The sequence below is a fragment of the Streptomyces sp. genome (genome assembly GCF_031178505.1).
GTDB lineage: Bacteria > Actinomycetota > Actinomycetes > Streptomycetales > Streptomycetaceae > Streptomyces > Streptomyces gulbargensis.
Map to the genome: position 1 here is coordinate 1 of NZ_JAPSIW010000154.1, position 11,487 is coordinate 11,487.

General features: G+C 75.3%; 9 protein-coding genes and 1 pseudogene. 2 read left to right on the forward strand and 8 right to left on the reverse strand.

All coding sequences use genetic code 11. From position 1 onward, the window contains the following. A pseudogene (locus tag RIF68_RS13445) lies at positions 1–890 on the reverse strand (hypothetical protein); the annotation flags it as partial. Positions 891–1,126: 236 nt separating this feature from the next. Between RIF68_RS13445 and RIF68_RS13450 the strand changes: the two are divergent. Beyond that, positions 1,127–3,181, forward strand: a complete 2,055-nt coding sequence (locus tag RIF68_RS13450; protein WP_309051455.1) for a PhoX family protein — start codon at positions 1,127–1,129, stop codon at positions 3,179–3,181. Between the two features lie 100 nt (positions 3,182–3,281). Here RIF68_RS13450 and RIF68_RS13455 read toward each other — a convergent pair whose 3' ends face one another. From RIF68_RS13455 to RIF68_RS13485, 7 genes are all read right to left on the reverse strand, one after another. After that, positions 3,282–4,280 (reverse strand): hypothetical protein, encoded by a 999-nt coding sequence (locus RIF68_RS13455; RefSeq protein ID WP_309051456.1) that lies wholly within the window; start codon positions 4,278–4,280, stop codon positions 3,282–3,284. 149 nt (positions 4,281–4,429) lie between these two features. After that, positions 4,430–5,908, reverse strand: a complete 1,479-nt coding sequence (locus tag RIF68_RS13460; protein ID WP_309051457.1) for an APC family permease — start codon at positions 5,906–5,908, stop codon at positions 4,430–4,432. Between the two features lie 194 nt (positions 5,909–6,102). Then, positions 6,103–8,133, reverse strand: a complete 2,031-nt coding sequence (locus tag RIF68_RS13465) for an FUSC family protein (RefSeq protein ID WP_309051458.1) — start codon at positions 8,131–8,133, stop codon at positions 6,103–6,105. Between the two features lie 405 nt (positions 8,134–8,538). Further along, entirely contained in the window at positions 8,539–8,775 is a 237-nt protein-coding gene (locus RIF68_RS13470; protein WP_309051459.1) for a DUF2630 family protein, read from the reverse strand. An 18-nt stretch (positions 8,776–8,793) separates the two neighbouring features. Further along, positions 8,794–9,744 (reverse strand): endonuclease/exonuclease/phosphatase family protein, encoded by a 951-nt coding sequence (locus RIF68_RS13475; RefSeq protein ID WP_309051460.1) that lies wholly within the window; start codon positions 9,742–9,744, stop codon positions 8,794–8,796. 191 nt (positions 9,745–9,935) lie between these two features. Further along, the gene (locus tag RIF68_RS13480; protein WP_309051461.1) at positions 9,936–10,361 is read right to left on the reverse strand and encodes a hypothetical protein; all 426 of its coding nucleotides are present in this window, start codon (positions 10,359–10,361) and stop codon (positions 9,936–9,938) included. 7 nt (positions 10,362–10,368) lie between these two features. Beyond that, entirely contained in the window at positions 10,369–10,794 is a 426-nt protein-coding gene (locus tag RIF68_RS13485; RefSeq protein WP_309051462.1) for a hypothetical protein, read from the reverse strand. A 221-nt stretch (positions 10,795–11,015) separates the two neighbouring features. On the opposite strand from RIF68_RS13485, the gene RIF68_RS13490 reads away from it, so the two are divergent. Beyond that, complete coding sequence (locus RIF68_RS13490) at positions 11,016–11,432, forward strand: hypothetical protein (protein ID WP_309051463.1); 417 nt, start codon at positions 11,016–11,018, stop codon at positions 11,430–11,432. The last annotated feature ends 55 nt before the right edge of the window (positions 11,433–11,487 follow it).

Sequence of the window (11,487 nt, forward strand, 5' to 3'; positions counted from 1 at the left end):
GCCGCCGAGCCGGCCGGGTCCTGCTCCTCGGCCGCCGAGCCGGCCGGGTCCTGCTCCTCGGCCGCCTCTGTCGCTGCCGGTTCCTCTGCCGCTTCCGGTGCCTCGGTCGCCTCCGCCGCTTCCGGCTCCTCCGGCTGCTGCTTCCCGGCCGTTTCCTGCTTCTCGGCCGCTTCCGGTGCCTCGGTCGTCTCTACCGCTTCCGGCGCTTCGGGCTGCCGCTCCTCGGCCTTGGGCTTCTCCTCGGCCTGCTCCCGCTCCTCGGCCTTGGGCTTCTCCTCGGCCTGCTCCCGCTCCTCGGCCTTGGCCTTCTCCTCGGCCTGCTCCCGCTCCTCGGCCTGCTCCCGTTCCTCGTCCTGAGCCCGCGGTTCGGCCTCCGCCGGTACGTCCGCCTCGGTCTGCGGCTCCTCGGCCGGGGCCGGGGCCTCGTCCGCCGCCGGTGTCCCGTCCTTCGCGGCGGTGTCGGTGTCGGTCTCCGCCGCCGCGGCGGTCTCCAGCGACTCCTCGGCCGGCTCCGGCTCCTCCGCCGGTGCCTTCGCCTCCGGCCGCTCCTCCTGCCGCGGGCCGGGGACCCCTGCCTCGCCCTCCGGTTCCGGCTGCGTCGCAGCGGGCTCCGCGCTCTCCTGCGTCTCCCCGTCCACCGTCCGCGCCTTCGGGACCTGCGGGTTGTCGAAGGCCGCGGCCACCAGGTCGTCGGCCGACCGGCGGGCCGCCTCCTCCGGGGGCTGGGGGGCGGGCCCCGCGCCGGGAGCCACGGGCTCCGTGACGCGCTCCTCCGCGGGGGCGGTCACGGCGGCGGGCTCGCGGGTCTGGGGCGGGACGGAGGGCGCCGTGGTCTCCTCGTGGTCGCGGTCGCGGCCGAACACCTTGCGCAGCAAGCTCCGAATACCCATGGGCGAACCCTTTCGCATGAGTTGGTGCGGTATGCGTCCTTCATCCCTGGCCAGGGCGGACACGTAAGGTTAGCGGCCCACGGCCCCCGATTCCGGAACCCCGGGCTCCCCGGTTTCCGCGCATTCATCGGGCGTTCACTCCTACGCCTCCCTCGTGCAGAGGTGCGCACATAGCGTCACGGTCGAACGAATTCCCGACAGCTTGTCGGCGCACCGCTGCGCCGGAGGAGGACGAAGTGCGCAAACTGCTGCCGCTGCTGAGCTCGAACCCGCACGGAGGCGGCCGTTCCGCTCTCACCTGCCGGTTCCGCTGCGGTGACGCCTGTTTCCACGAGGTGCCGAACACCAGCGACAACGAGTACGTCGGCGACGTCATCGCCGGTGCCCTCTCGCGCCGCTCGGTGATGCGCGCCGCCGCCGTGGTCACCGTCGCGTCCGCCGTGGGCGGGGCCGCCGTGCTCGGTGACGCGCCGGCCGCCGAGGCCCGCCCGTACCCCGGCGGCAAGGCGGACGGCGCCCGCGGCCTGCGCTTCACGCCGGTCGCGCCGAACACGGCCGACCAGGTGACCGTCCCGGCCGGGTACGCGCAGGACGTCGTCATCCGCTGGGGCGAGCCGATCCTCCGCGGCGCGCCCGCCTTCGACGCCGACAAGCAGACGGCAGGGGCGCAGGCCGGGCAGTTCGGCTACAACAACGACTTCCTCTCCCTGCTGCCGCTGCGCGGGGAGCCGGGCCGGCAGGTGCTCGTGGCGAATCACGAGTACACCGACGAGATCCTGATGTTCCGCGGCTACGACGCGGAGAACCCGACCCGCGAGCAGGTCGAGATCGCGTGGGCCGCGCACGGCCTCTCGGTGGTCGTCGTCCAGGAGGAGCACCGCTCCGGGCGTCTCACCCCGGTCACCCGCCACCCCCTCAACCGGCGCCTGCACACCACCAGCGAGTTCGAGCTGACCGGCCCGGCCGCCGGCAGCGACCTGGTGCGGACGAGCGCCGACCCGGAGGGCCGTACCGTCCTCGGCACGCTCAACAACTGCGCCGGCGGCACCACCCCGTGGGGCACCACGCTCCACGGCGAGGAGAACTTCAACCAGTACTTCGCGTACGGGAGTTCCGCGACCGACAAGCGGTACGGCATCGGCACCGGCGCCTCCGAGCGCAAGTGGGAGCGGTTCGACAAGCGCTTCGACCTGCGCCAGGAGCCGAACGAGGCGCACCGCCAGGGCTGGGTCGTGGAGCTCGACCCGTACGACCCGGACTCGACGCCCCGCAAGCGCACCGCGCTCGGCCGGTTCAAGCACGAGGCGGCGCAGCCGCGCCTGACCGCCGACGGCCGTCCGGTCGTCTACATGGGCGACGACGAGCGCTTCGACTACTTCTACAAGTTCGTCTCCTCGAAGCGGATGATGAAGGGCTCCTCGCGCAAGGCGCGGGAGCACAACCTGACCCTCCTCGACGAGGGCACCCTCTACGTCGCCAAGCTGACCGGGGACTCGCCGGCCGCCGAGATCGACGGCAGCGGGAAGCGCCCGGTGGACGGCGAGTTCGACGGCTCGGGCGTGTGGATCCCGCTCGCCACGGCCGGTGCGGACGGGGCCGTCTCGCACGTGCCGGGCATGAGCGCCGAGGAGGTGTTCGTCTTCACCCGGCTCGCCGGTGACAAGGTCGGCGCCACGAAGATGGACCGCCCGGAGGACGTCGAGCCCTCCCCGCGCACCGGCCGCGTGTACGTCGCGCTGACCAACAACTCCAACCGCGGCAAGGGCACCAACCCCGGCGCGGACGAGGCCAACCCGCGCAACCTCAACAAGCACGGGCAGGTCCTGGAGCTGGCCGAGCACTGGGACGACCCGGCCTCCGACGGCTTCGCCTGGCGTCTGTTCCTCGTCGCCGGTGACCCGAACGACCCGGCGACGTACTACGCGGGTTACCCGAAGGAGAAGGTCTCGCCGATCTCCTGCCCCGACAACATCGCCTTCGACCCGCACGGCAACCTGTGGCTGTCCACCGACGGAAACGCCCTCGGCTCGCACGACGGCCTGTTCGGCGTGGCCACGCACGGCGAGCGGCGTGGTGAGCTGAAGCAGTTCCTGACCGTGCCGAAGGGCGCCGAGACCTGCGGTCCGATCATCCAGGACCGGCGCGTCCTGGTGGCCGTGCAGCACCCGGGTGAGGTGGACGGCGCCTCCGTGGAGAAGCCGGCGTCGGTCTGGCCCGACGGGCCCGGCCGGATCGTACGGCCCGCCGTCGTCGCCGTCTGGCGCAAGGACGGCCGGGACATCGGCGTCTGACGCGAGGGCGGAGCGGGGTCCGGGGCGGTTCCCCGGGCGTCCGGAGGGGCAGGGGGTGCCCGGCGCGTCCCGAGGGGCAGGGGGTGCCCGGCGCGGCCCGTCAGGACATCCCCAGGCCGTCCCGGAAGCGGAGGAACTGTTCCTCCGGGTCCCCGGTGTACGCCCACGGCACCCACGCCGCCCGGACGCCCAGCATGCCGAGGAGCTCCCGGGCCAGCTCCGCCTCGCCCGCGTGACAGGCGGCGTGCACCAGGAAGTTGAGGTCCGCGACCTCCTCGGGGGCGACCGGGCGGTCCGGGTCCCGGCCGCCGATCCAGCGGGCGTGGGTGCGGCGCAGTTCGGTCACCGCCAGCTCGTGCTTCCAGTGCTGGTCGAAGCCGCGCACCGGGCCACGGCCGAGCGCCCCGTCCGCGATGTACCGGTACTCCTCGACCCGGGCGACCTGCACGAGGACCGGCAGCGGGGTGCCGGGCGGTGCCACACCGGCCGCGTCGCGCGCGAAGTCGTACATGCTGCCGTGGGTGCCGTGCCAGCGCGCCGACAGGTAGCGCAGGACCTGGATGTGGCCCTCGGTGTTGTACGGGTCGCGGCGCCGCAGTTCGTCGAACCAGTGGCGCAGTTCGCGGCGCGGCACCCCGCCCTCGTACAGCCGGGCGACGGACAGCAGCGACACCCACGGCATGGGGTCCTCGGGCGCGGTTTCGGCGGCGGCGCGGCAGGCGTCGACGGCGGCATCGATCCGGCCGCGTTCGAGGGCGGCGCCCCGGCCGGCGGCGATGGCCGCGTCGAAGACGCGGACCACCTCGGTGGCGGCCCGCAGCACGGCCGCGTCCGGGTTGCCGGGTTCGGCGGCCCGCCAGGTCTCGACGGTGGAGCTGCCGGCTGCGGCGTGCGAGAGGAGCCGCAGCCGGTGGGTGCGGCGGGCCCAGTCGTCGCCGGTGGCGGCGAGCAGGTCGCGGACGCCCTGCCAGCGGCCGATGACGATGTCGTGGCGGGCCTCGGTGAGGGCCCGGTCGCCGAAGTCCGGGTCGAAGTCGGGGACGAAGCGCTCCGGGCGGGACGACCGGCCCGTCCGTCGGGCGCGGCGGCGTACGGCCATCGGGGCCTCCTTCGGGGTCCTTGCGGGGTCCTTGCGGGGTCCTTCGGTACGGCGGCGGGGTGTCTGTGAGCTGCCTGTGCGGGTGCCTCGGACGGAGGCGGGGAGGGACGGGCGCGGGAGGGGGCCGGTGGTGGCGCGCCCCGGGAGGGTCAGAAGTCGGTGGCGTAACTCTTGTCGCGGAAGCGCACCCCCGGGCCGGCCGGGGCCGACTCCTCCGCCGCCGCCAGCACCCGCGCCGCGTCCAGACGGGCCGGGCGCCGGTAGTAGTCGGTGCCCTTGCGCCAGTACACGAGGAGCGGGACGAGGCCGAGGAGCAGGCCGCCGAGACCGATGGTGAGGGCGGTGGAGGAGAGTTGGCCGAGCGATTCGACGAAGGCCCACAGCATGAAGGCGGAGCCGAGTGCCGGCCACACCCCGCCCAGGAGCAGGTTCCGTACGGAGCGCAGGAGCAGCGACTTGTAGGCGACGACGGCCGCGATGCCGGCGAGGCCGTAGTAGAAGGCGATCTGGAGCCCGATCGCGGCGACCGCGTCGTTGAGGACCCCCTGGACGGTGCCGGCGGCGGCCGCGCCCGCGAACATCACGAGCGCCGCGCCGCCGACGGCGGCGATCGCCACCCACGGGGTGTTCCAGCGGCGGTGCACGCTGCCGAGGGCGGCGGGCAGGGTCCGGTCCCGGCCCATCGCGAAGAGGGAGCGGGTGACCTGGATGAGGGTGGTCTCCAGGGTGGCGACGGTGGACAGGAGCACGGCGGCGACGAGGAGCTTTCCGCCGACGCCGGGCCAGATCTCGTGGCCGAGGACGGCGAGCACGTTCGGCCCGGCGGCCCGGATCTCGTCCGCGCTGAGCAGCACGTTCACGGCGACGGTGAAGGCCTCGAAGAGGAGGAAGACGAGCCCGACCCCGACGAGCGCGGCGAGCCCGGCGGTGCGGCGGCTGTCGCGGGTCTCCTCGCTGAGATTGCTGGTGACGTCCCAGCCCCAGTAGTAGAAGGCGGCGATCAGGGCGCCGGCGGCGAAGCCCTCGGGGCCGGCGAAGTGGCCGAGGCCGAACCAGGACCAGTCGAAGGCGGTGGCGTGCCCCCGGTGCAGCACGGCGGCCAGGACGAAGACGGCGAGCACGAGCAACTCCACGCCCGTCATGAGGAGTTGGGCGCGTACGGTGAGCCGCGCGCCGCCCAGGACGACGAGCAGCATGACGAGGAACCAGCAGGCGCCGACGGCGGCGGCGAGCGGGGTCTCGTCGGCGAGGTCCTGGTCGATCAGGGCGAGGGTGAGGGATCCGGCGGGGAGCGAGCCGGCGACCATGAAGACGGTGGCGGCGAAGACCAGCGCCCAGCCGGAGAGGAAACCGAGGAAGGGGTGGAGGGTGCGGCCCACCCACGAGTAGCCGGCGCCCGCGTTGACGTCGATCCGGCCGAGGCGGGCGTAGGCGAGGACGATGCCGAGCATCGGGACGGCGCAGTAGAGGAGGGCGGCGGGCCCCGCGAGGCCGACCGCGCCGAAGAGGACGGCGGTGGTCGCGGCGAGCGAGTAGGCGGGTGCGCTGCCGGCGACGGCCATCACGATCGTGTCGAACGTGCCGAGGACATTGGGCTGGAGCCCTCTGCCCGGGGTGGTGGTGCGCATGGCGTGTCCTCGGGGCGCGGGGGGTGGGGCAGGACGAAGTGCCCGCGCCGCCGGGCCGGTTGCGGACGGTGGCGGGTGCGAACACGGTGAATCGAGGCGCATCGTAGTCGCACCGGTGGATTCCGGTAACGGCGGTGGGAGGGTTCCGTTCCGTGACCGCCGGTAAGTCCGCCCGTACGCCCCCCGGCGGGGGTTTAGCCCAGGTCGGGACCGGCGATGGCGCGGGCCGCGCGCACCTCGTGGCGCAGCGGCGCCAGGACTCCGTTCTCGTCGCCGGGAAGGTCGCTGCGGACCTCCACGAGCGTCTCGGAGGAACGCAGCCCCTGGGCGAACTCCCGCAACTCCCGTTCGACCGCGGCCACCTCGGCCGGGTCCGGGGGCGGTGCGCCGTGGTCGACGCGGATACGGGCGGCGGTCGTGGCGTCCACGATCCGTTCGACGGCGACGACCAGCGGCCACCAGGCGGAGGCGCGGCTGCCGGTGGGCGGCGGCTCGGTCAGGGCCCGCTGGAACTCGGAGCGTACGGTCGACAGGTCGCGGTACAGCGCGCGCCGGGCCCGCAGCCGCGCCCCCCGGTCGCCGCCCACCGCGGTCGCCCCCGTCCCCGGCCCCGCCGTCGCCGCCTTCCGCTCCGGCGCGCCGGCGGGGGCGAAGGCGAGCGCCACGTACGCGGCGGTGTCGGCGACCGCGTCCGCGAGGCGGTCCCCGATGCGGGCGTGCCAGGACTCGGGCCAGAGCAGATAGCCGGCGACCAGGGCGATGGCGCAGCCGATGAGCGAGTCGTACAGGCGGGGCAGGACCAGGCCGAAGCCCTGGTGGTTGAGGAGGTCGGAGAGCAGCAGGATCACGGGGGTGATGGCCGCCGTCTGGAAGACGTACCCCTTCGCGGAGAAGGCGGGGATCAGGGCGGCGAGCAGCATCATCACCGGGATGTCCCACCAGCCGCGCGGTACTTGGGAGAGGACCAGGGCGGCCAGCACGAGGCCGAGGGCGGTGCCGAGGGCGCGGAGCACGGCGCGGGAGAAGACCGAGCCGAAGTCGGGCTTCATGACGAAGGTGACGGTGAGCGCCACCCAGTACGAGCGGGGCACCGGGATCAGGGACACCAGGGCCTGGGCGAGGCCGATGCAGAGCGCGAGGCGCAGCCCGTACCGCCAGGACGCCCCGGAGAAGAGGACCGCGCGGGCGGTGCGCCGGACGCGGACGCGCAGGGCGGCGGGCCTGCCGAGCCGGTCGTCGACGTTGTACGGGTCGGGGTCGGCCTCGTGGACGACGTCGGCCGCGTGGCGCAGGGCGTGGTCGACGGCCTTCTCGGAGGGCCGCCGCGGGGCGGGGAGGTCCAGGTCCGGGCTGCCGGTGCGGCCCTCCTCGACGGCGGCGGCGAGCTCGCGCACGGCGGCCGGGACGGAGGGGTGGACCGGACCGTGGTGGCGGGCCCGGAGATGGGCGGCGGGGGCGGCCTCGACGAGCGGGATGAGGACGTTGAGCTGGGCCAGGAGGCGGACCTGGGTGGGCGCCCGGCCGTGCTCGCGGGCCCGGCGGGCGAGGACGAGGTCGTAGGACTGGTTCAGGGAGGCGGTCACGGCCTGGCGCTGTTCGTCGTACGCGTCGGTGCCGGCCGCCTCGTACAGCGCGGCGGCCGCCCGGTAGGCGGCGGCCACGGCGGTGCGTTCGGGTGCGGCGCGGCGCAGCGGCCAGCCCAGGAGCGTGAGGGCGAGGACGAACAGCCCGCCGAGGGTGAGCAGCAGGGGCGCCTTCCACCACGGGCCCGGCATGGGGAGTCCGGCGCCGACGACCGCGTTGAGGAGGAGCAGCAGTCCGGAGACGGAGGCGACAGCGCCGATCGAGGAAATCATCCCGGAGACGAGCGCGACGAGGGTCAGGGCGGCGACGGCGGTCCAGCCGTGGCCGAAGACGAGGGTGCCGAGGGTGACGCCGAGGGCGCCGAAGAGTTGCGGGACGGCGATGTTGAAGATCCGCATCCGGTAGGCGTCGGCGGTGTCGCCGATGACTCCGGAGAGGGCGCCCATGGAGACGAGCGCGCCGTAGGCGGGCTGCCCGGCGGCGAGCCCCGCGGCGAGCGGCGCCGACAGGGCCACGGAGGCGCGGGCGACGGCCGCCCACGGGATCGGCGCGGACGCGGGCCGCAGCCCGGCGGTCAGCCAGGCGGGCGGAACGAGCCGTGAGGGGCCCGGCCGTGAGGGTCCTGCGGGGTGCGTCGCCATGCCTCCCAACGTAGCGGCCGGGCCGCGCGCCGGCCGGGGCGGTCACGGGGCCCGGGCGTGGCCGCGGCCTCCGGCGGGGGTGGGGCCACCTGGGGGCGGGGGCGTGGCCGCGGCCTCCGGCGGGAGGCGCTTCGGCGGGCGCCCGGCGCCGCCTCCGGTCCGGGGCCGACGGGGCCGCGCGCCGGCCGGGGCGGTGACGGGCCCGGCCGTGGTTCCGGCCCGAGGCGGGGCTTCGGCGGGGTGAGGGGCCGGGGCCGGGCCGTGTACGGGTTCCGCGGGGGCCGGGGCGTGCCCCGGGGACCGTCCGCCGACGGGCGTACGGCACTGCCCGGGCGCGCGTGGCCGGAGCCGGAACAGGGCCTGCCGGCACTCCGCGTCGGCCCCCGGCCCGGGCCTCCGCCGCGCTCAGCTGCGGTACGACTCCACCTGGGCCGCCGGGCGGACCGCCGCGCTGTCCGGGTCCTCACCGAACTCGGCCTTGGCCCGCCGCTGCCGCAGCAGGTCCCAGCACTGGTCCAGCCGTACTTCCAGTTCGGCGAGGCGTTCGCGCTCCTCGGGGAGGAGGCCGCCGGTGCGCTGCCGCAGGGCGCGCTCCTCTTCGACGAGGGCGCCGATGTCGTCCAGGATCTCCTCGTTGTCCATGCCTTCCAGCGTGGCCGATCAGCGCCCGTCGTGCAGGTCGAGATCGGTGAGGACGGCCCGGTGGTCGGAACCGGCGAGTTCGGGGAAGCGGACGGCGCGCACGGTGAAGCCGTCGCTGACGAGCACGTGGTCGATCTGCACGTAGGGCGGCAGCGGCCCCTCGGCGGGCCACGTCGGGGTGCGGCTCGCGCCGGCCAGCCGGGCGGCGTCCTGGAGGTGCCCGGCGTCGAGGATCCGGCGGAAGGCGGCATGGTCCTGGGAGGCGTTGAAGTCCCCGGCGACGATCCGGTGCGGGCCGCGGGCGGGTCGTGCCACCGCGTCCCTGATCCGGCCGAGCTCCTCCTTCCACAGGCCGGTCTGCCCGGGCAGCGGCGGCATCGGGTGGGCGAGCTGGAGGTCCACGGGCCGTCCGGCGATGACGGCGGTGGCGCCCGGCATGCCCATCGTGCCGGGGACGACCCGCCGGTCGCGCAGCGGATGGGCGCTGAGCAGGACCGACCCCGCGGAGCCGTCGGCCTCGACGGAGGCGTGGTGGGGCAGCTCGGCGGCGAACGTGGTGGTGAGGGTGCGTCCGCAGGCGCGGTCGCATTCGGAGACGTACACGAGGGTGGGCCGCTCGCGCCGGATCGTCGCGACGAGCGCTCCGGTGGCCTCGCCGAACTCGACGTTGGCGGCGAGGACCCGGACCCGGGCCTCGGGCGGGGCGACGAGGGTGACCGCGTCGGGGACGTACGGCAGGGAGGCCCAGGCGGTGGTGCCGAGGACGGTCACGGCCGCGAAGGACAGGACGCGGCGGCGGGCGGCGGCGGCGAGGAGCACGGCGAGCCCGGCGGGCACGGTGAGCCACGGCAGGAAGGACAGCAGCTGCGGTACGGGCGTGACGGCGTCCGTGTCGAGGGCCCGGCAGGCGGCGACGACGGCGGGGACGGCCAGGAGCAGCACGGCGGCCCGGGCGGCGGGGCGGCGCACGGGCCGGAGGGGTGGCGGCCCGGCGGGCGCCGGGCCGGAGTTGCGGGAAGGGGGGAGGGGCGGAGTCGCCCGGGGCTGCGGTTCGGATGCTGCGGCAGGGGCTCGGTCCACGCCGTTCAGTGTCGCACCGGGCCGTGACAGGGGGCCGGGGCCCCTCGGTGCTGCCGGAGGCGCCCGTGGTGCCGGACGGCTCAGTGCCGCAGGGCGCGGGTGACCTCCGCGGTGGTGCCTCCGGGGAGCGAGCGGTTGCTGCGGGCGGTCCCGGTCTTCGCCTGTTTCGCGGGGACCGCGTCGAGGGTGACGACGACGGTGTCGACGACGTTCCCGTCGCCGTCGTGGAAGGTGACCATGACGGTGTAGTCGGCGGCGGAGTCCTTGGGGTTGGTCGCGGTGACGTCGGCGACGGTCCGGTCGCCGTCGGCGCGGGCCTTCCCGGCCTTGACGTCAGCGGTGGCGTTCACCCCGTCCTTGACCTCGTTCATCTTCTCCTGGGCGGCGGAGGCGACCGCGGCGGTGGCGGAGGAGACGATGTCGCCGGCCGCGTTCTTCGCCGCCTCGCAACCGGTGAGGGCGAGGAGCGCGGCGGCCGTCGCGAGGGCCGTGCGGTGCGATCTCATGGGCGCCTCAGAGCCTCTCGTCGGCGCGGCGGTCCCCGTCCGAGGCGAGCGCCCAGATCACGAAGATCGACACGGCCATGGAGAAGAGGGCCCACCACGGCTGGTAGGGCAGGAAGAGGAACTGCGCCAGGATGTTGAGGGAGGCGAGGGCGATGCCTGCGACGCGGCCCCACTCGGCGCCCTTGAGGATGCCGTACCCGGTGGCGGCCACGAGGACGCCGAGGACGAGGTGGATCCAGCCCCAGGTGGTGAGGTCGAACTCGTAGACGTAGTCGCCGACGCGGGCGTAGATGTCGTTCTCGGCGATGCCGGCGATGCCCTGGAAGATGTCCATCAGGCCGGTGACGAGCATGAGGACGCCGGCGAAGAGGGTGCCGCCGGCGGCCCAGGCGCCGGACGTCCCCGCCTTGCGGGGTGCGGTGTGCTGGCTCATGGGCCCATCGTCGGCCGGTTCGTGCCGGCGCGAACGCCGGACTGCGCCGGGCGGGTGAGCGGTCACCTGCCCGGGCCGTACAGCCGGGCCGTCCGGGCGCGGCTGTACGGCCCGGGCGGACGGAGGCGGGGGCCCGGTCCGGTTGCGGCCGCCGGCGCGGGGGTGTGCCCTGGAGGGTGCGGACACGGTCGCGGGGGGCCAGAGACGAAGGAGCTCCTGCGATGGGCGCACACGCAGCGGTACCCGCCCGGCGCCGGCGCCGGGCCGCCACGGGCGGGCACGGAGGGGGACTCCCCCTCGTCCTCGGCGTCGTCTACGGCCTGTACGCGTCGACCGTCGAACGCCACGGCGGCCCGCTCAGCTGGGGCCAGCTCTGGCTCGGCCTGATCTCGGCGGTGGTCCTGGCCGGGGCGGTGCACGCGCTCCGCCGGACCGGCCGCGCCCTGCCGCGCGAGCCACGGGCCGCCGCCTGGGGCGCGCTGGCCGGGCTCGCGGTCGGGTTCCTCTTCAGCCTCTCCGGTGCCAGTGTCCTGTCGGCGGCGGTGCTGGGGATCGTGGTCGCCGCCGCCGTCTCCTGCGCCGCCTTCTACCTCTTCTACACGCACGAGGACGCCGCCGGACGGCCCGCGCCCTACTGACCGAGGCGCCGGCCCGCGCGCCCGGTGCGGTGTGGCGGCGCCGGTGGTCCACGGC

Coding starts and splice junctions, on each gene's coding strand:
- RIF68_RS13455 (WP_309051456.1), bottom strand. CDS start 4,280: ATGGCCGTACGCCGCCGCGCCCGACGGACGGGCCGGTCGTCCCGCCCG.
- RIF68_RS13460 (WP_309051457.1), bottom strand. CDS start 5,908: ATGCGCACCACCACCCCGGGCAGAGGGCTCCAGCCCAATGTCCTCGGC.
- RIF68_RS13465 (WP_309051458.1), bottom strand. CDS start 8,133: ATGGCGACGCACCCCGCAGGACCCTCACGGCCGGGCCCCTCACGGCTC.
- RIF68_RS13470 (WP_309051459.1), bottom strand. CDS start 8,775: ATGGACAACGAGGAGATCCTGGACGACATCGGCGCCCTCGTCGAAGAG.
- RIF68_RS13480 (WP_309051461.1), bottom strand. CDS start 10,361: ATGAGATCGCACCGCACGGCCCTCGCGACGGCCGCCGCGCTCCTCGCC.
- RIF68_RS13485 (WP_309051462.1), bottom strand. CDS start 10,794: ATGAGCCAGCACACCGCACCCCGCAAGGCGGGGACGTCCGGCGCCTGG.
- RIF68_RS13490 (WP_309051463.1), top strand. CDS start 11,016: ATGGGCGCACACGCAGCGGTACCCGCCCGGCGCCGGCGCCGGGCCGCC.